Genomic DNA, 19,381 nt, shown 5'->3' on the forward strand with positions numbered 1-19,381 from the left:
GCTGAAATTTCAGAAAATTTCGAGACTGTATTGTAACCCAGTTCCCTGACCCTACCGCCTGCCGTTATGCGAATTTCCCTTACCTTTCCAGAATAATTTTCTTGAGGAACGACCGCAGTTTCCTATAATTTTTCCAGTCCAATCTCTCCCCACCCATTGCCCATGGCCTCCCGCAGTAAAGCTCTCCAGTACTACATCTTGGTGCGTCTGCTCCTTGCTCCCTTGATGTTGTTAACCATTATCACCGTCGTCTTTCTGCTGCTCCGGGCCACCCCTGGTGATCCTGCCGATGCCATCCTCGGCAACCGTGCTCCTGAAGCGACCAAGGCCCTGCTCCGGGAACAACTGGGCTTAGATCTCCCCCTCTGGCTACAGTATGTCCGCTACCTCGGCAGTCTGTTGCAGTTTGACTTAGGAACATCCCTCACCAGTCGTGGTTTACCGGTGTGGGAGGTGATTCAGCAGCATTTTCCCGCCACAGTAGAATTAACCCTCTTTGGCATGATTGTTGCGGTGGTAGTGGGGGCTGGTGTCGGAATGCTCGCAGCCTCCCGCCAGGGCACTTGGTTGGACGTGGGCGGGCGATTATTCGGGATTATTACCTATGCCCTGCCCTTGTTCTGGATGGGGATGGTGGTGCAACTTATTTTTTCAGTGCAGTTGGGTTGGTTTCCCTTGGGGACACGCTTTCCGTTGGATGTGCCGCCGCCGCCGACCTTGTCGGGTCTCTATACCCTCGATAGTCTGCTCACGGGAAATTTTTTACAACTTAAAACAGCTTTGTATTATTTGGTGTTGCCCTGCTGCACCTTGGGGATCCTCCTTAGTGGTATTTTTGAGCGCATTGTGCGGGTAAATTTGCGTCAGACGTTGCAATCAGACTATGTGGAAGCGGCGCGGGCCAGGGGCATTCCCGAACGGAAAATTCTCTGGAACCACGCCTTAAAAAATGCTTTGATTCCGGTGATCACGGTCTTGGGGCTTACCTTTGCGGCCTTATTGGGGGGAGCGGTCTTAACGGAGGTGACATTTTCTTGGCCAGGCCTGGGGAACCGCCTCTATGAAGCGATTTCCCTCCGGGATTATCCGACGGTGCAGGGAATTATGGTGTTTTTTGGGGCAATTGTGGTGATGGTGAGCCTGGTGATTGATATTGTGAATGCGTTGATTGACCCCCGTATTCGTTACTAACTAACCCCAGAGGAAGCGCAATGACCAAAAGGGCAGCAGCAAAATAAGAATCAGCCAATCCCAGCGGTGAAAACGCAGTTGATGCCAACGAACAAGGTGCTGGTTCGGACTGGTGAAGCCCCGGATATCCATCGCCGTCGCCATTTGTTCGGCCCGCATCAGGAGATTTTCGAGGAGTTTTTCGGAAACCATGAGCCACAGTTGCATACTTTGTTTAAACCCCAGGGTTTTCCAGGCGATCGCCCTTGTGCGGACGGAGCGCGTTAAGTTCTGAATTTCCTCTAACACGAGGGGAATAAACCGGAGCGAGAGGGTCAGGGTCAGCAAAATTTCGGTCACCGGCACCTTGAGTCGGCGCAGCGGCCCCAGAAGAAACTCTAAACCCGTGGTAATTTCTTCCGCTGCCGTGGTCAAAAGATAGAGATTGGTGCTGTAGAGCAGCGTAAAAATTTGGGTGCTGAGCTTAATACCCAAATCCAGTTTGAGGCGCGTGATGGAGATAAATTTAAACTGCCACACCACGTATTCATAGTTTTGCCGAATGTCTAAGTCTTCTGCTGGTAAACGGGGCTGATGATCGAGCACTAAGCCATCGGGGGTAATTAACGTCACCCCAAACAACACCAAACAAAAAATCAACAATAACCCCATCTGCTGTTTCCAGACCCGCAGGGGAATTAATGCCGTTAAGGTGATCGCGATCAACAGACCCACCAACCCCAAGCGCCACAGGTTGTTCGCTAAAATCGGCCCAATCAAAAAACTCATCAACCAAGCGAGTTTTACCCGGGGGTCTAGTCGGTGGAGCCAGGTTTGGGGCTGCTCCAGATATAACCCAATGGGCAGCGATCGCATTAAATCCATCGTGGTGAAAATTCCGTAAAAAAATCAACTTCCATTATGTAATAAGCCTTAAAATTTCCCGCCCTCAGAAGGGAGTATGCTGGATCCTAGGGATAAAAGCCCATTTGAAAAACCCCGTTAACAGTCGTCCCATGATTAGAAAAATTCTCTTCGCTGATTCTGGCACCGGGCAAGTCCAGGATATGTTGAAAAACTTGCTCAAGCTCCCTGCCTTCAAAGACACTAGCATTAACATCCTCCACGTCGTGAAGGAAGAGCTGACTCCCGACATCGAACAAAAAGGCTACGAAACCGGTGGCAAACTCCTTGCCCAAGCCCTCCAAGACCTCAAGCTCGATCCGAGTAATGTCAACACCATTCTGCGCCAAGGAGATCCCAAAGATGTGGTCTGCAAGGTCGCCGATGAAATTGATGCCGACCTAATTTTAATGGGTTCTCGAGGACTCAAACGGCTACAGTCGATTCTCGCTAATTCTGTGAGCCAATACGTGTTCCAACTCACCAACCGCCCAATGCTCCTGGTTAAGGATGACATCTATGTGCGCACGGTCAAAAAAGTCATGGTCGCCATCGATAAGTCCGATGCAGCGATGTATGGCTTAGATTTAGCCCTCCAAATGTTGCGGGATTACAGTGGTTGCGAACTGCTGCTCCTGCGGGTCAACCCGGATCTACCAGCGAATCTTTCCCTTTCCCAAGCAGAAATGGATGCAAATCCGGCCCTTGCGCCAGCGATTCAGCGGGCCAAGCAGATGGGTGTTGCGTACAAAACATTAGTCGCTGGGGGTCGCCCCGGGGCCACGATCTGCAATATTGCCAAAGACCAAAATATTGATCTCCTCGTCCTGGGTTCCCCAGATCGCCGGCCTTCCATTGCTAAGAGTATGCCCGACCTAGATCGCTTGCTGGGCACGTCTCTTTCTGATTATGTGCGGGTAAATGCGCCTTGTCCTGTGCTCTTGGCCCGGACTGATGCCAGCTAGCTTGCATAAAAACTGATTCAAAGTCATAAAAAAGGGGGCGATCGCCAAGGATCTGTCCCCCATTGTTTTTTATCGTGTTTTTTTAAAAAGGTGTTTCTTAGGAAGCCGTTTTGTTGGTCTGAATATAAAGAATCAACAAAAAAACGGTGGGTACGAGTACAAAAAGAATCGTTGCAATGAAACCGAGATCGTTAACTTGCATTGAATAATCGCCTCTTCGTCGAGCTAGATCACAATGATATCAAGAATATCACCTCTGGCTCCTTCCCAGGGGCGATCGCCTCTGGTATTCCCCAAGAATATCTTCCCAAGCAAAAGACCTCAAGGGAGCCTTAGAGGCTATTTATAAAGTAAATGAATTTCTTCGTTTGCCCCCAGTCTGGGGGCCGGGGGGCTTGATCAATCAGCTCTTAGGGTTTGGTTTTTACAACCACATCCCCATGAGCTAAGGTTTGGCAAGCAAGGCGATAGGTGGGGGGCTTGCGCTTGAGACGCCGCTCTTCAAAATCAGTCTTGGGTGACAGGTTTTCCATGCCTTCGAGAATCTCGACAATGCAGGTTCCGCATTGGCCAACACCACCGCAATTCATTAATTTTCCGCCGAAAGTGTACAAATCCACGCCATTTTGTAGGGCTTTTTCCCGTAGATTTGCACCATCTGCCGCAATCACGTCCTTATTTGCCGGAACGTAGGTGATATTAGCCATGAACCCTCCTGTGTTGAATCAATGATCAATTCTATTTTAACAAGGTTAAGTTTTTATAAGAAAATTTACGAACTCAACGCTGTTTTCTCGATCCTAAGCCCTTTCCCTTGGGCAAATCAAAGCAGGTATGATAATCCAGAGCGACACAATACCTCACCCACCTGTAATTCCCATGGAAGAACTGCTTTATCTTGAAGTCCCCACCCCAGACACCGACAAAGTTTGCCATTGGCTACAGACCAGTTGGCAACCCCAGCACGGAGAAAAGCAGCAGACCCCCACAGGCATCCGTCTTGTCGCCAATGGGGCCGAACTCTCAATCTTTACTTGGAATTTGCAGCGTACCACCTATGTGAAGGTATTTGCTTGGTCGCCAGGATTCCCCCAGCCCCAGGGCCTTTGTCGCCAACTCAAAACAGATCTAGAGCAGGCTTTCCCCAATCAGTACCCTGCTCCCCCGGAGATTCAACCAGGCCAATCCATTTTTGACGCTTTAGCCGCAGATTATCCCAAAACAGTCGAATATTTCCAGAAATTTCCCCAGGGAGAATTTGACTTACAACGGGCCTATTGGTGGGAAAAACGTTGGCGAGAAACGGTGAAAAATCCCCAAGCACCCCAACCCGTTATTTTTGAGAAAAACCATCCCGTCGATCCCCAGTTAACCCAATATGACTTGGTTTATGTGGGCGGAGCTTTGGGGGTGATCCATGCCGCCGTCATGGCGCGACTGGGTTACAAAGTGCTGTTAATTGAGCGGTTACCCTTCGGCCGGATGAATCGGGAGTGGAATATTTCCCGCAGCGAGCTCCAAAGCCTGATTAACCTGGGCTTGTTTGACGAAGCAGAAATTGAAACCTTAGTCGCCCGTGAATACAAAAATGGGTTTAATAAATTCTTCGATGGAAACAATCCGTCTCACCTGAAAGCGAATATTCTCTATACACCGACGGTCTTGAATATTGCAGTGGCTTCGGAACTGTTGCTCGAAAAGTGTGGGGAAAAACTACGGGCCGCTGGGGGTGAAATTTGGGATCAGACAGAATTTATCCGGGCGGATATTGGCCGTGAACGGGCTCAGATCTACACCAAATCATTGGCGACGGGGGAAGAAAAAATGATCCAGGCTCGGTTGCTGATGGATGCGATGGGGACGGCTTCTCCCATTGCGGCGCAATTGAACCAAGGACGCCCTTTTGATAGCGTTTGTCCGACGGTGGGAGCCGTGGTGAAGGGGTTTGATCCGGCGGTGTGGGATAGCAATTATGGGGATGTTTTAAATTCCCATGGGGATATTTCCCGGGGTAGACAGTTGATTTGGGAATTGTTTCCGGGCCAAGGGGATGAGATGACCATTTATCTTTTCCACTACCACGAGGTACACCCGGAGAATCCGGGTTCTTTGTTGGAAATGTACGAAGATTTTTTCGGCATTTTGCCGGAGTACCGCCGCTGTGACATGGAACAACTCACTTTTGAGAAGGCGACGTTTGGGTATATTCCGGGTTATTTCAATGTGGGGGCAGGCGATCGCCAAGTGGCCTTTGACCGTTTGCTGGCGATTGGGGATGCGGCTTCGTTGCAATCTCCCCTTGTTTTCACAGGGTTTGGGTCTCTGGTGCGCAATTTAGACCGTCTGACGAAACTGCTGGATATTGCCCTCCAAAAAGACCTCCTCAACCAACAAAACTTAAGCAAAATTCGCGCCTACCAAAGTAATATTGCGGTGACTTGGCTCTTTTCTAAGGGGATGATGGTGCCGACGGGAATGAAGTTACCGCCCCAACGGATTAACGCCATGCTAAACACCTTTTTTGGGTTGTTGGCAGATTCTCCTCCAGAGGTGGCTGAAACCTTTATTAAAGACCGCACCACTTGGCTGATGTTTAATAAGCTGGCCCTGGTTGCGGCTCGCCAAAATCCGGCGTTGCTGGTGTGGATTTGGCAAATGGCGGGAGCAAAGGACTTTATCCGCTGGGTCGGTGCTTACTTGGCCTTTAGTTTTGATGCGGTGTTGAGCTTGCTGTTGATGGGTTGGTTGCCCCAGTGGCTCGAAAAATCTGAAGTTTGGCTAGGGAAAAAATATCCGTCTCTCTGGCTAAGTCTGCTCAGTTTGAAATATCGACTCACCGTCGGCACCTAAAATGTTATTGACTTTGGCAATGGATTAGCGGCATTTACTATGGTTACAGTGCAAGTGGGCGATCGCCTTTTTGAAAATATTACGGGGATCATTTTCGATAAAGATGGCACCCTCGCCGACTCCCAGAACTATCTGCGGGAACTGGCCCAAAAACGCGCCCGGTTGATCGATGCCCAAATTCCAGGGGTGGGGGAACCGCTGCTGATGGCCTTCGGGATGGTGGATGGGGTACTCGACCCAACGGGACTAATGGCCGTGGGCAGTCACCCAGAAAATGCGATCGCCGCCGCCGCCTACATTGCCGAAACCGGTCGCAGTTGGTTTGAAGCCCTCGATATTGCTAAAAAAGCCTTTGCGGAAGCGGAACAGATGTTGGGCGATCGCAGTCATACATCACCATTGTTTGCCGGGAGCCTAGAGGTGCTGAAATTTTGCCACGATGCAGGTTTGAAACTGGGGATTCTCTCCATGGACAGCACCGCCAACGTGGAAATTTTCGTCAAAACTTACCAGTTGCAAGATTACATCCAACTGGAAATGGGGGCAGAATTTGGCCTCAAACCCGACCCCGCGTTATTCCTTAAAGCCTGTGCAACCCTAGGCACTGAGCCACACCAAACCCTGATGGTGGGTGATGCCCCAGGGGATATTCAAATGGCTAAGGCGGCAGGGGCAGCGGGAACTGTGGGCATTTGTTGGGGGGATGCGACCCAGGCCCATTTAGAAACGGCGGATGTGGCGATCGCCAACCTGGATGCAGTGAAAATTTTGACGAGCTAAACCAATGCACGGGAATCGACGACAATTTTTAACCTATGGGAGCTTGGCTTTGGGGAGTGTATTGCTCTCACGGCGATTACCTGCTTCACCCCAGGCGATCGCCCAGACACCAGCGGCTAATCCTGCCCCTGCTGGACTGAGTGCGCCCCCCAAAGGGGATGTGCGCCTAGTTGTGATCAGCGATCTCAATAGTGCCTATGGTTCTACAGATTATTTGCCCCAGGTGAAACGGGCGATCGCCTTAATTCCCGATTGGCAACCGGATCTTGTCCTTTGTGCAGGCGATATGGTTGCAGGTCAAAAAAGTAGCCTTACCCCCGCCCAGCTCGCCGCCATGTGGCAGGCCTTTGAACGATACATTGCCCAGCCCCTGCGCCAGGTCAATATTCCCTTCGCCTTTACCCTGGGGAACCATGATGCTTCCGGCTCCTTCAGCAACGGACAATATACTTTTGCGGCGGATCGTCAGGCGGCAAGTCAGTATTGGCGCAACCCAGCCCACACCCCAACCCTAAACTTTATCGACCGTCGTCATTTTCCTTTCTATTACAGCTTTACCCAAAACGATATTTTTTACTCCGTGTGGGATGCGTCCACTGCTCGCATTCGTCCGGAGCAACTGGCCTGGATCGAGGCAAGCCTCGCCAGTGACCAAGCCCAACGGAGCCGTCTCAGATTCGCCCTGGGACATTTATCCCTTTATCCCGTCGCTTCGGGGAGCCGCTCAGAACCAGGGAATTATCTCCATGAAGGCGATCGCCTCCAGACTCTCCTCGAAAAATACAACGTCCACACCTACATCAGTGGCCACCAACACGCCTACTATCCTGCTTACCGGGGGCAATTAGAACTTCTCCACACTGGCGCTTTGGGGGATGGGCCGCGTTCCTTAATTCAAGGGAATCTTTCTCCTTATCGAACATTAACGGTGATTGATATTTTCCGGGATCGTTCAAATTTGGTCTACGCTACCTACGATATGGATCGCCTGACGATGGTCGATCACAGCGGCTTACCCAGCCGTTTGGATACTCCTAGGGGACGTTTGCAACGCCGCGATCTGCGAATCACTTAAGTCAGATGTCTGGCGATCGCCAACCTGGATGCGCTAAAAATTATCTAAACTTTCGGGATTTGAGGAGAAAAGTAAATGCAGGTTTGGTTAACAAGTGTTGTCGTCCTGTTTATCGCAGTACAAGTTTTTCAGCTGATCAAAGGATTTTTTGTGCCCTTGCCTTTCTACATTTTAGGGGGCGCTTTTTTGGCGATCGCCTCCAACTATGACAAAGGCATCATGACCGTTTTCAAATCAAAGGAATCACCCGACGACCAGAGCAACACCAAGTCCTGATCACCAAGGCAATCCGAGCGAAAAAACTTATGCTAGCTTGAAGGCAAGGCGAACGGTAAAGCCCCAGGTAAAAAAACCATGACTCCACAAACATTGGCAAAACCCATTTCCCCCGAAGCCTATTTAGCCCAGGAAGAACAGGCGAGCGATCGCCACGAATATATCCAAGGAGTAATCAAGCCCATGGCTGGTGGGACACCTATTCACAATGAAGTTAGTGGCAATTTGTATGTTGCTTTAAAACTAGGGCTCAAAAAAAGTCCTTATCGAGTTTTTCACGTTGATCAGCGGCTTTGGATTCCGTCCCAGCAAATCTATACCTATCCCGATGTGATGGTCACTGGCAAACCTTTAGTCTTGCAGGAGGGACGCAAAGATACTGTGCTTAATGCTTGTCTCATCGCAGAAGTGCTTTCCCCCGCCACCAAAAACTATGACCGCAGCGAAAAGTTTCATTACTATCGCTCCATCCCAGAGTTTCAAGACTATTTGCTGATCGAACCGGAACGGCTATTTGTGGAGCATTACCATCGCCAAGGCCCGAAACAATGGAGCCTCACTGAATACACAGCCATCGATGAAGTTATTCGCCTCGTCTCCATTGACTGTGAGCTTTCTCTGGCCGATATTTACGAAGATATTGAACTGTAATTTTGCTTGTCCGCCATTGCGCAGCTAAATTTTCCCAAGAGACTTTTGTTTGGAATTTGGCAAATCAGGCGATCGCCCCTCAATATTTCCAAAAAAATCCTTCCCCACTTCATTTTCCAGAAACCGCCCAACCACCAAACTAATGCAAAGTCGTGAACTACCCGACGCTCAATCAAAGATTAGAGCGCGGGCTTCCTGATTCAACGGGAACTGCATCCAACAAAACAGACGTTTTGCCAGGTTGTCTTACATTCCCTCCCCAGGCAGTATCGCTGGTTCCCAACGACAATATCCGCAAGCCTTCATTCCTGATGTTGATTGCCGCATTGATGTCCCTGTCATGATGAGTGCCACACCCTTCACAAGTCCAGGCTCGTACCTCTAACGGCAAACTTCCCACCCGGTTTAGACAAACATGACAAGTTTTAGAACTAGGAAAGAAGCGGTCAATCTCCAGATACACCTTTCCTTCCCACTCCGCCTTGTACTTGAGCATCGTGCAAAACATTCCCCAGCCCGCATCACTAATTGCCTTGGCTAGATTATGATTTCTCACCATGCCCTTCACATTGAGATTCTCCACCACAATCACTTGGTTTTCGTTTACTACCTTGCGGGATAGCTTGTGGAGAAAATCCCCCCGACAGCGGGCAACCTTGCCGTAGACTCTGGCCACCGCTAACCTTGCCTTCTGTCGATTTCGACTCCCTTTCCGTTTCCGAGAAAGCCTTTGCTGTTTTCGCTTTAGGTTCCGTTGATGCTTGGCAAAATGCCGGGGGTTAGCAAACTTAGAACCCTCACTGGTAATCGCAAAGTGATTCAACCCCACATCAATCCCCACAGCCTTATCGGACGGCAGCGACTCAACCTTTTCCTGGCCATCATCCACCAACACAGAAGCAAAATACTTCCCATCAGAATTACGGGAAACAGTTACCATTTTTATCGTTCCCTCAAAAGGGCGATGGACGCAACAGTGGACAGCCCCAATCTTAGGAAGATGCAAATAATCCCCGTCAAATTTGACATTTTGAGGATAGCTGATGGATTGTCTTCCATGCTTTGACTTGAACCGAGGCAACATCGCCCGTTTCTCAAAGAAATTTTTGTAAGCAGTGGAGAGATTGAGAGCGACCACCTGAAGACACTGAGAATAGGGTTCTTTTAGCCACTCATACTCCCTTTTGAGAGCAGGCAAAAGCCCTTGAAGATAGCCACGAGATAAACCCTTCCCAGTTGATTGGTAAGTCTGTTGACACAAATGCAGCGCATAGTTCCAGAACCAACGAGCACAACCAAAAGATTTCGCCAGGGAAACCTGTTGGTCAGCAGTAGGATAAAGTCTGTACTTGTAAGCGCGGTACATTTACCAGAAAAGGAGAAACCCGATAAACAAATTATAGCATCAACTAAAAAGCTTGTCTCATCCCCATTGAAGAGAATCGACAAGCGCGGGATGTCCGTGTATCCCGACGCTGAATTAAAATTACAGCGCGGGACTTACTGCCTCCCGAACCCACCAAAAGTTAAAAAAGGGAACTTAACGCTGTCTTGGCCCTCTAAGATGGAACTAAGTAACTATGCGCAGCCCCGAACGCAAATTCCCATGAATAGCAGCACTCCTTGGATCCTTTTGGGAACAGTCCTCCTTCTCGGTTCCGGTACCCCCGGACTGTCCCAGACCGCCCCTGAAACAAACAATAACGCCGCCAACGCGATCCAACGGTATAACGCAGGGGTCGATGCCCTCACCCAAGGGAATTTTGAGGGGGCGATCGCCGAATTTTCGGCAGCGATTAACCTCGACGAATCCGACCCCGACGCCTACTACAATCGCGGCTACAGCTACCATGTCCTGGGGGAATACCAGGCTGCCTACGACGACTACAGCCAGGCGATCCAGCTCAAGCCCGAATTTGCCGACGCCTACGGGAACCGCTGCTATGCTGCTTATCTGCTCGACAACTATGAACAGGCGATCGCCGATTGTGACCAAGCGATCATCCTCAAAAATAACAATCCAGATTTTTTTATTAATCGGGGCAATGCCTACGACGATCTCGCCCTCCAGGCCCGCAATGCTAACCAAACCGAACTCGCCAACGGTTACCATGCCAAGGCGATCGCCGACTACAATGCCGCCCTGACCCTCCGGCCCAACTACTCAAAGGCCTACTACAATCGCGCCCTCGCCCATAACCGTTTCGAAAATCACACCGCCGCCCTCCAGGATTACACCGCCAGCATTACCGGTAATCCCGAATTCGCCGAAGCCTACTACAATCGCGCCATTACCCACTACAAACTCGATAATCTCGAACAGGCGATCGCCGATATGACCCAAGCCGCTTCCCTTTTCGAGCAGCAAAATCAAGCCACAAACCAAACCCAAGCCCTTAAAATTATTGAGAGTCTCCAAGGTCAGCTCTGAAATTCCCCAATCGCTTCGATAAAATAAAGGGCAAATATTGTTAACAATCGTGGCGCAACCTAATATATATAGATTGTCGGGCCACACCAAGGAGAATCAAAAAACGCATGGGTAGAGTAGTCGGCATCGATCTAGGAACCACAAATTCCGTCGTTGCAGTGATGGAAGGCGGCAAACCCCTTGTCATTGCAAATTCCGAAGGAGCCAGAACCACCCCCTCCGTCGTTGGCTTTAACAAAGATGGCGAACTCCTCGTCGGCCAAATGGCGCGCCGTCAAGCTGTGCTCAACCCCCAAAACACCTACTACGGCGTAAAACGCTTCATGGGCCGCCGTTACAGCGAACTCACCCCCGAATCAAAACAAGTCCCCTACACCATCCGCCGTACCGATACCGATACCGTCAAAATCCGCTGTCCCCGTCTCCGCCAAGAATTCGCCCCCGAAGAAATTTCCGCCAAAATTATCCGTCGCCTCGCCGATGAAGCCGAACGTTACCTCGGTGAACCCGTTACGGGGGCAGTGATCACCGTGCCTGCCTACTTCAACGATGCCCAACGCCAGGCGACCCGTGATGCCGGACGCATTGCGGGCCTCGAAGTCCTGCGGATTATCAACGAACCCACCGCCGCCGCCCTTGCCTATGGCTTAGAGCAACAAGGTAGCTCCTCCATTCTGGTCTTTGACCTAGGGGGCGGTACTTTTGATGTCTCCGTATTGGAAGTGGGAGATGGCGTTTTTGAAGTGAAAGCCACCAGCGGTGATACCCAACTCGGTGGGAATGATTTTGATAAAAAAATTGTTGATTGGCTCGCTGAGAAATTTCTCGAAGCCGAAAAAATTGATCTCCGCAAAGACCGTCAGGCCCTCCAACGGCTCACCGAGGCCGCCGAAAAAGCCAAAATCGAACTGTCTGGGGTGACGGTCACTGAAATCAATCTTCCCTTTATTACCGCCACCGAGGACGGGCCCAAACACCTCGAAACCCAACTCGACCGAGCCACCTTTGAGAGCCTCTGCGGGGAGTTAATTAGTCGTTTGCGTCGCCCCATCAAACGCGCCCTCCAGGATGCGGGTATTAGCCCTGTGCAAATTCGGGAGGTTGTCCTTGTGGGTGGTTCTACGCGTATTCCCCTCGTCCAGGGTCTCGTGCGCAGTTTCATTGACCGCGAACCCAATCAAAATGTTAACCCCGACGAAGTAGTGGCGGTAGGGGCCGCGATCCAAGCAGGCATCCTCGGTGGGGAAGTCAAAGACATTCTGCTCCTCGATGTAACGCCACTGTCCCTGGGGCTAGAGACCATCGGTGGCGTAACGAAAAAGCTGATTCCCCGGAATACGACGATCCCGGTGCGGCGTTCTGATATTTTTTCGACGGGGGAAAATAACCAAACCGTCGTCGAAATTCATGTGGTCCAGGGGGAACGGGAAATGGCCCAGGGGAATAAATCCCTTGGTCGCTTTAAGTTAACGGGAATTCCCCCAGCGCCCCGTGGTATCCCTCAGGTTCAAGTATCCTTTGACATTGATGCCAATGGGATTTTACAGGTGTCGGCCCGGGATAAAACCACCGGCCGGGAACAAAGCATTACAATTCAAGGTTCTTCGACGTTGACCGACAGTGAAGTGAACCGGATGATGCGGGATGCGGAACAGTTCGCCCAAGAGGATCGAGAACGGCGGGAGAAGGTCGAAAAACGGAACCGGGCAAAGGCCTTAACGGATCAGGCCCAACGCAGACTGAAGGAAGTGACCCTTGATTTTGGGAGCCAGTTTGCGAGCTATTATCGTCGGCGCATTGAAAGTTTGTCCCAGGAAATTTTAGATAGCCTCAAACAAAATGACGATCGCCGTTTGGATCGGGCCCAAGCGGATTTACAAGATGCCTTGTATGAACTCAACCGCGAGGTGCGTCTCCAGTATGACCAAGGGGAAGATGATTCTTTCTTTGACACGATTAAGAAAACCTTGATCGGCGATGATGAGGATGATCTGTACTATGATTCCCGTTCTAACTACCGACCTGGGGCTGGCTACCCACCGCAGCGGGGCTATGATGCGCCACCCCAACGTAATTATGATTACGCCCCCCGGCCGCCCCAAAGACCGCAACCAACGCGAAATTATGACTATGGGGCTGCCCAACCGCGTCAAAATTATGGGGGCGATCGCCCGATGGATGACCGCTATGGTAACGGCACTGCCCCCCGTCGCCCCGTGGAACCGCCTGCGGCTCGCCCACCCCGGCCCACCAGTCGCGATCCCTACGAGCAACGGAACGTTTCCCGCAAGTATTACAGCCAAGGACAGGGGCGCAATATCCCCTACGAAAATGATTGGGATGAGGACGATGAATGGTTCTAGACAGTTGTTTTACTTCGTAATTCCGGCATAATAAACATCACATCTGGGAACAGTGCGTCATTATCTAAGGAGAGAATTCCTCACTCTGTCGCCTAAATATGAACAATTTGCGTAACTATTATGAAATTTTAGGCGTTCCTCGTAATGCCTCCAGTGATGAGATTAAGCGCTCCTTTCGACGGTTAGCGCGGCGCTATCATCCGGATGTCAACCCAGGGGATAAGGTAGCAGAAGAAAAGTTTAAGGATCTCAACGAGGCCTATGAGGTGCTGTCCGATGATGGGCGGCGATCGCAGTATGACCAGTTCACCCGGGCCATGGGGGGGAAATACAGTCGTCCCGGTTTTAACCGCGCCAACCGACCCCAGCGCAATGATTTTAGCCAATTTGCCAATATTGGCAGTGTCAATCCCTTTGGGCCGAAAGACCGGCAACAGACCACCACCCGGGTCCGGAGCAATAGCTATGAGGATTTTCGCCCCGGCACCACAAAAACAACCAAAGTGGCGACCCCAAAATCCCCCGCCAAACGCGATGTCGAAGCACGCCTCACCCTTCCCCTAGAGAAAGCCTATCGGGGGGGACGAGAACGGATTCGCCTCGAAGATGGGCGATCGCTCGAAGTCGATATGCCGCCCCACATGGTCGACGGCCAGCGCATTCGGTTGCGGAATCAGGGCATCAATGGCGGCAACCTGTATCTCAAAATTACTGTCGCCCCCCATCCTTTCTTTGAAGTGCAAGGTGCTGATATTTACTGCCAAGTGCCCCTTAGTCCCAGTGAAGCAATTCTCGGCGGTTCCATCGAAATCCCGACTATTGATGGCCTCGTGAAAATGACCGTACCCAAGGGCGTCAAACCAGGACAAAGATTGCGCTTAGCCAATAAGGGATATCCCCGTAGCTCTGGTTCTCGGGGAGATCAACTGGTGGAAGTGCAGTTAGTTTTACCCCCAGAAATTACCGAAGAAGAACGGGCCTTGTATGAAAAGCTGCGGGAAGTGGAAAGTTTTAATCCCCGCAAAAATATTTATCAGTATTCGTAACTCGTAAAATGCTCAATCGAGGCTGGGTCTACCGGGATCGAATAAAACCGTCCCAAGCAGGACTAGCGGTCTTGGATTTTTATGGGCAATTTTATCGCCATTCAACGCGACAAGAATGGGCGAAACGGATTGAAAATCAACAAATTTTCGTGGACGGCAAACCGGCTACCGCGACCCAAATTTTAGAAAAGAACCAGCGGCTAGAGTATCATCGCGCTCCCTGGGAGGAGCCAGATGTGCCGTTAAATTTCCAAATTTTGCACCAAGACCCCCATTTTTGGATCATTGATAAACCAGCGGGTTTACCGGTGCTGCCAGCGGGAAACTTCCTGGAAAATACGTTGTTAGCACAGCTTAAAAGACAATTTCCCCACGAAAGTTTAGCGCCGATTCATCGCTTGGGACGGGGAACTTCTGGGTTGATGATCCTGGGGCGATCGCCTTTGGGGCGGCAATTTTTAACACGACAGTTACGAGACCATAAAATCACAAAAATTTATCGCGCCTTAATTCCAGCGGGGGATTATCCCGATCAGCTGACAATTAAAACCCCCATCGGCAGAGTATTTCACCCAACTTTGGGAACCATTTTTGCGGCGAAAGAGGACGGCAGTTTTGCCCATAGTGAAATGCGGGTTTTACAACGTTCAGAAAAAGCTTCACTTGTTGAAGTGCAAATTTTCACTGGACGTCCCCACCAAATTCGCATTCACATGGCCGCGATGGGCTTCCCCCTGCTCGGCGATCCACTTTATCTTCCAGGGGGTTTACCCACCATTTACAAAGATGCCAATAACATGCCTTTGCCAGGGGATTGTGGCTATGCCCTTAATGCCTATTATCTAAAGTTTCAGCACCCCCACCAGGACAAACCTATTGATTTTTGCTCGCAGTTTAACGAGCTTGCTCTAGACTTCTGATTGCAATTGCACGGCTACGGGAGTGAGCTGAATCGTTTCAAAGGGCATATCAATCCCTGCTGCGGTTAAAGCGGTAAAAACTTTTTCCCGGAGGGCAAAGCGTTCTGAAATATGGGTGCGTTCATTGCGTAACCAAACCTGGAGCTGGAGGGCCACATTGTAGTCATTGAGAGCCGTCACCACGACTTTGGCTGGCGGTGTGTCGGCAAATAGGCTGTGATCATCGACTAAAGACAAGAGGATCTGTCGCACCCGGTCTAAATTCTCATGGACAGCCACAGTAACATCAATATCGAGGCGTAACTGGGGAAAATTGGTGTAGGAGATTACCGTCGAATTAATCACAACAGAATTGGGCACCGCTAACATGCGGCCATCAACGGTAACGATGCGCGTACTCCTCAGGGTGATTGTTTCGACGCGACCATAGAGACCATTGATTTCCACAAGGTCGTCAATGACAAAGGGCCTGTCCCAAAAAATTAGCAGTCCAGAAATCAAATTTGAAAGGGCATCCCGGGCGGCAAAGCCGACCGTTAACCCCACAAGTCCCAGGCTGGTAACGATTGCGGCCATGTTAATCCCAACTGCATTAAGGGCTTGGATCGCGCCAAAGGTCAAAATGGCATAGCGAACGAGAGTTCTCAAAAAGCGGGCAGAGGTTTTATCGAGTTTTGATTTTTGGAAGGAAGCATAGAGGGGCACATCAACAATTTTCCAAAGGCCGTAGAACACTGCGAAGGTAACCAGGGCGACGACGAGATTAATCAGGCCCTGGGCGATTTGGTCACCGATCACCTCTAGGTTAAAAACGTTTTGGAGGCGATTGGCAATGCTGGTGAACAGGGTTGACATGGTGCTGCGTGGTGGGAATGACTTTAGTCTAGTGGGGCGATCGCCTTCCAAGAGCCAGACAGAAAAGATTATTTGCAGCTTTATTTGCCGAAAGCCTTGCCTTTTTTAGAAAAGACGCTATATAATCAAAAAGTGATTAAGCAATAAAGCGATTGAGTAATTTGCTTAGTCCCCAGTACTTTAAACTGGTACATGCAATTATGACTACACTTCTACAACAGCAAGGCTCTGCCAATCTTTGGGAGCGTTTTTGCCAATGGGTTACAAGCACGGAAAATCGTTTTTATGTGGGCTGGTTTGGGGTCTTAATGATTCCCACACTGCTGACTGCAACGACTTGTTTTATCCTGGCATTTGTCGCTGCGCCCCCGGTTGATATTGACGGGATTCGCGAGCCGGTTGCTGGCTCTTTGCTGTATGGCAACAATATTATTACCGCTGCTGTGGTGCCGAGTTCTAATGCCATCGGTCTGCACTTTTACCCCATTTGGGATGCCGCAAATTTAGATGAATGGCTCTACAACGGTGGCCCCTATCAACTGATTGTGTTCCACTTCCTGCTTGGCATCTTTTCCTATATGGGGCGGGAATGGGAACTGTCCTACCGTTTAGGAATGCGTCCGTGGATTGCGGTTGCCTATTCCGCACCGGTGGCGGCGGCGACTGCCGTGCTTTTGATTTATTCGATTGGTCAAGGATCTTTTTCCGATGGTTTACCGTTGGGTATTTCTGGCACCTTTAACTTTATGTTTGTGTTGCAAGCTGAACATAATGTGTTGATGCATCCTTTCCACATGTTGGGGGTTGCCGGTGTCTTTGGTGGCGCGTTGTTCTCGGCGATGCACGGTTCCCTCGTGACCTCTTCTTTGATCCGCGAAACCACGGAAACTGAGTCCCAAAATAGTGGCTATCGATTTGGCCAAGAGGAAGAAACCTACAATATTGTGGCGGCCCATGGTTATTTCGGACGCTTGATCTTCCAATATGCTTCTTTTAACAATAGTCGCGCCCTCCACTTTTTCCTCGCGGCTTGGCCAGTGATTGGTATCTGGTTTGCCTCTTTGGCTGTGGCTTGTTTTGCCTTTAACTTGAACGGGTTCAACTTCAACCAATCTTTATTGGATTCCCAGGGACGGGTGATCAATACTTGGGCGGATATTCTTAATCGCGCAAATCTGGGGATTGAGGCCATGCACGAACGTAATGTCCACAATTTCCCCCTTGATTTGGCGGCCGGAGATCAAGCGCCTGTTGCCCTCCAAGCCCCGGCGATTAATGGCTAATTGAAATTTGGGATTTGAGTGCAATGATGATTGCTTTGAATAATCTTGGTTTGCTCTGAGTCCTGAAGGAAAAATATACTCTAAATGCTCTCAACCCCTGCGATTTAAGTGGGGGTTTTTCTTGAGTTTAAAAAATCTGATGGTGTACTCAACTGGTTGTGTTAGACATTTAAATCCTAAAATAAATCACTCAATTATTTTTTGAAATCTGAAGTTTTATTAAGGCAAATATTGTCGCTCAAAAGCTCTTATTGTAATGATTGTAGTGCCAGAAATTTTCGAGTTTCATTTTGACAGTCGCAATTCTGGCCATTAAGATAAAAGCATCGATATCAAGTAATTTTGGGCTTTGTTTGGGGGTGTCAAGCAAGCTCTTTTCTCTAGTGTCAGACCACAAAATTGCCACTTAAAGAATTGACTTAACCATTAAAGAAAAAATTGGGAAAAATACCATGGAAATTTCACGTTTTATTTTTGGAAATAGACAACTCAATCGACAAAAGAGGCGCAGTCAAAAGCCTCTACATTTCCTGATCGGCATTCTCATTGGTGCGGCGGCGATCGCCACCTTGGTTTGGCCCATTGCCCCTGTACAAGCGGCCCCCAATCCCCCGGATTTTGCCCGGGCCGTGCAGGCCATCGAAGATCTCGACCAAATGCGGTCTGAGCTAGCCAAAACCATTGATCCGACGGCAGAAATTACACCGCAAACCATGCAGGAAGTGTGTAAACCGGTGGGCATGAAAGCGATGCAACTGAGCCAAGACAACGGTTGGCAAGTCAAACAGGTGGCCAAAAAATATCGCAATCCTGACCATGCGCCCCAAAATCTCCAGGAAACCATGGCGATCGCCAAATTGACGCAACACCCCGAACTCCTGAGCTATAGCCAAATCCAAGGCGATGGCCTCCACTACTATCGCCGGATTAATGTCGAAAGCAGTTGTCTCGCCTGCCACGGCCCGAAGGACAATCGCCCTAATTTCATCAAAGCCAAATATTTAGATGATCTCGCCTACGACTTCAAAGCTGGCGACCTACGGGGTATGTATTCTGTCATTATCCCTAGTCTTGAAGCGGCTCAAACTAACCCCGAATAAACCCCTCACCCCAAATTGATCAAATGTTTTTTCTCAAAAAAGGATTGATTCTCCTCAGCCTAAGCTTGTTTCTCTTGGTGGGTAGCGGTATTTGGGCAGAACCCAGCCTCGCCAGTATCCGCCAACAGGAAGAGGCTCCCGGACAAATTCTTTACCAATCCCGCCAATCTATCCAAGACAATCACGGTCAAACTTGGCAAGTGGTGCTATTTAAACGGGTTAAAGCGGGTCGTGTCGAAACCGTCGATCTACGCCTTGTGGCCTATCCCGGTCAGGCGACTTTTATTCACCCAGGTTCTTTGAGTTTGTCTGTACCCAATCAAGCTCCCCTCACTGCACCCGATCAATTTGCCACCGAAGCTCCTGCGCCCAATGTGGGTCAGTTTGATTTAAAGGATATTTTGCCCCAGTTGCCCACCGATCAGAAAGTCCAACTGAGCTTACCCCTCAAGGAACAGTTGACCATCGAGATTCCCCCGGAAGTTCTCTTGGAGTGGCGACTCATGGCGTAGCGGCTATTTCTACCGTCAATGAATTTCTTAATTTGCCCCCTAAATCTTTTCACTAAAGCTCTGGCATTTGGGGGGATTTTTGGATCCCATTGATTGACTGAAAATCTCCCCCAGACTGGGGGCCGGGGGGCTCTATCAATTAGCTCTCAGACAACCTCTTGCGATCAAAATTTTTCGGGGCGACCAGATTCGGCGATCGCA

General features: G+C 50.0%; 20 protein-coding genes. 15 read left to right on the top strand and 5 right to left on the bottom strand.

Annotation, left to right across the window (positions count from 1 at the left end; genetic code table 11):
• Nucleotides 1-162: 162 nt before the first annotated feature.
• Nucleotides 163-1,191 carry an ABC transporter permease gene (locus AWQ21_RS10895; RefSeq protein ID WP_065714561.1) on the top strand — a complete coding sequence of 343 codons (1,029 nt, stop codon included), beginning with the start codon at nt 163-165 and terminating at the stop codon, nt 1,189-1,191.
• On the opposite strand, the gene AWQ21_RS10900 is transcribed toward AWQ21_RS10895, so the two are convergent.
• Nucleotides 1,192-2,055: an energy-coupling factor transporter transmembrane protein EcfT gene (locus tag AWQ21_RS10900; RefSeq protein ID WP_065714562.1), complete on the bottom strand. Its 864-nt coding sequence runs from the start codon at nt 2,053-2,055 to the stop codon at nt 1,192-1,194.
• Between the two features lie 131 nt (nt 2,056-2,186).
• Between AWQ21_RS10900 and AWQ21_RS10905 the strand changes: the two genes are divergently transcribed.
• Complete coding sequence (locus AWQ21_RS10905; RefSeq protein WP_065714563.1) at nt 2,187-3,038, top strand: universal stress protein; 852 nt, start codon at nt 2,187-2,189, stop codon at nt 3,036-3,038.
• Between the two features lie 97 nt (nt 3,039-3,135).
• On the opposite strand, the gene psbM is transcribed toward AWQ21_RS10905, so the two are convergent.
• Complete coding sequence (gene psbM, locus AWQ21_RS10910; protein ID WP_012307751.1) at nt 3,136-3,240, bottom strand: photosystem II reaction center protein PsbM; 105 nt, start codon at nt 3,238-3,240, stop codon at nt 3,136-3,138.
• Here psbM and AWQ21_RS16655 point away from each other — a divergent pair.
• Nucleotides 3,240-3,374: a hypothetical protein gene (locus AWQ21_RS16655; protein WP_257784280.1), complete on the top strand. Its 135-nt coding sequence runs from the start codon at nt 3,240-3,242 to the stop codon at nt 3,372-3,374. The two genes, psbM and AWQ21_RS16655, sit on opposite strands and share 1 nt — an antisense overlap.
• Before the next feature lie 74 nt (nt 3,375-3,448).
• Here the strand turns inward: AWQ21_RS16655 and AWQ21_RS10915 are convergent, their stop codons facing one another.
• Nucleotides 3,449-3,745 carry a 2Fe-2S iron-sulfur cluster-binding protein gene (locus AWQ21_RS10915; protein WP_065714564.1) on the bottom strand — a complete coding sequence of 99 codons (297 nt, stop codon included), beginning with the start codon at nt 3,743-3,745 and terminating at the stop codon, nt 3,449-3,451.
• Nucleotides 3,746-3,917: 172 nt separating this feature from the next.
• On the opposite strand from AWQ21_RS10915, the gene AWQ21_RS10920 reads away from it, so the two are divergent.
• The 5 genes from AWQ21_RS10920 (at nt 3,918) to AWQ21_RS10940 (ending at nt 8,670) form a co-directional block, all read left to right on the top strand.
• Nucleotides 3,918-5,888: a flavin-dependent dehydrogenase gene (locus AWQ21_RS10920; protein ID WP_065714565.1), complete on the top strand. Its 1,971-nt coding sequence runs from the start codon at nt 3,918-3,920 to the stop codon at nt 5,886-5,888.
• 39 nt (nt 5,889-5,927) lie between these two features.
• Complete coding sequence (locus tag AWQ21_RS10925; RefSeq protein ID WP_065714566.1) at nt 5,928-6,668, top strand: HAD family hydrolase; 741 nt, start codon at nt 5,928-5,930, stop codon at nt 6,666-6,668.
• 4 nt (nt 6,669-6,672) lie between these two features.
• Nucleotides 6,673-7,743 (top strand): metallophosphoesterase, encoded by a 1,071-nt coding sequence (locus AWQ21_RS10930; protein WP_065714567.1) that lies wholly within the window; start codon nt 6,673-6,675, stop codon nt 7,741-7,743.
• A gap of 75 nt (nt 7,744-7,818) precedes the next feature.
• Nucleotides 7,819-8,019 carry a hypothetical protein gene (locus AWQ21_RS10935; RefSeq protein ID WP_065714568.1) on the top strand — a complete coding sequence of 67 codons (201 nt, stop codon included), beginning with the start codon at nt 7,819-7,821 and terminating at the stop codon, nt 8,017-8,019.
• A gap of 78 nt (nt 8,020-8,097) precedes the next feature.
• Nucleotides 8,098-8,670, top strand: coding sequence for a Uma2 family endonuclease (locus tag AWQ21_RS10940; protein WP_065714569.1), 573 nt, complete (start codon nt 8,098-8,100; stop codon nt 8,668-8,670).
• A gap of 172 nt (nt 8,671-8,842) precedes the next feature.
• Here the strand turns inward: AWQ21_RS10940 and AWQ21_RS10945 are convergent, their stop codons facing one another.
• Nucleotides 8,843-10,036 carry an RNA-guided endonuclease TnpB family protein gene (locus tag AWQ21_RS10945; RefSeq protein WP_065714570.1) on the bottom strand — a complete coding sequence of 398 codons (1,194 nt, stop codon included), beginning with the start codon at nt 10,034-10,036 and terminating at the stop codon, nt 8,843-8,845.
• Between the two features lie 240 nt (nt 10,037-10,276).
• Here AWQ21_RS10945 and AWQ21_RS10950 point away from each other — a divergent pair, with 240 nt between their 5' ends.
• The 4 genes from AWQ21_RS10950 (at nt 10,277) to AWQ21_RS10965 (ending at nt 15,430) form a co-directional block, all read left to right on the top strand.
• The gene (locus AWQ21_RS10950; RefSeq protein WP_232314958.1) at nt 10,277-11,101 is read left to right on the top strand and encodes a tetratricopeptide repeat protein; all 825 of its coding nucleotides are present in this window, start codon (nt 10,277-10,279) and stop codon (nt 11,099-11,101) included.
• 107 nt (nt 11,102-11,208) lie between these two features.
• Nucleotides 11,209-13,464, top strand: coding sequence for a molecular chaperone DnaK (gene dnaK / locus AWQ21_RS10955; protein WP_065714572.1), 2,256 nt, complete (start codon nt 11,209-11,211; stop codon nt 13,462-13,464).
• A 98-nt stretch (nt 13,465-13,562) separates the two neighbouring features.
• Nucleotides 13,563-14,510, top strand: coding sequence for a DnaJ C-terminal domain-containing protein (locus AWQ21_RS10960; protein ID WP_065714573.1), 948 nt, complete (start codon nt 13,563-13,565; stop codon nt 14,508-14,510).
• A gap of 8 nt (nt 14,511-14,518) precedes the next feature.
• Nucleotides 14,519-15,430, top strand: a complete 912-nt coding sequence (locus AWQ21_RS10965) for an RluA family pseudouridine synthase (protein ID WP_065714574.1) — start codon at nt 14,519-14,521, stop codon at nt 15,428-15,430.
• Here AWQ21_RS10965 and AWQ21_RS10970 read toward each other — a convergent pair.
• Nucleotides 15,419-16,285 carry a mechanosensitive ion channel family protein gene (locus tag AWQ21_RS10970; protein WP_065714575.1) on the bottom strand — a complete coding sequence of 289 codons (867 nt, stop codon included), beginning with the start codon at nt 16,283-16,285 and terminating at the stop codon, nt 15,419-15,421. The genes AWQ21_RS10965 and AWQ21_RS10970 overlap by 12 nt on opposite strands.
• 200 nt (nt 16,286-16,485) lie before the next feature.
• On the opposite strand from AWQ21_RS10970, the gene psbA reads away from it, so the two are divergent.
• From psbA to AWQ21_RS10985, 3 genes are all read left to right on the top strand, one after another.
• Entirely contained in the window at nt 16,486-17,568 is a 1,083-nt protein-coding gene (gene psbA / locus AWQ21_RS10975) for a photosystem II q(b) protein (RefSeq protein WP_065714576.1), read from the top strand.
• 452 nt (nt 17,569-18,020) lie between these two features.
• Nucleotides 18,021-18,668: a DUF3365 domain-containing protein gene (locus AWQ21_RS10980; RefSeq protein WP_083998010.1), complete on the top strand. Its 648-nt coding sequence runs from the start codon at nt 18,021-18,023 to the stop codon at nt 18,666-18,668.
• A gap of 23 nt (nt 18,669-18,691) precedes the next feature.
• Nucleotides 18,692-19,180, top strand: a complete 489-nt coding sequence (locus AWQ21_RS10985; protein WP_065714577.1) for a DUF3122 domain-containing protein — start codon at nt 18,692-18,694, stop codon at nt 19,178-19,180.
• Nucleotides 19,181-19,381: the final 201 nt, after the last annotated feature.

Source organism: Picosynechococcus sp. PCC 7003 (genome assembly GCF_001693255.1).
Taxonomy (GTDB): domain Bacteria; phylum Cyanobacteriota; class Cyanobacteriia; order Cyanobacteriales; family MRBY01; genus MRBY01.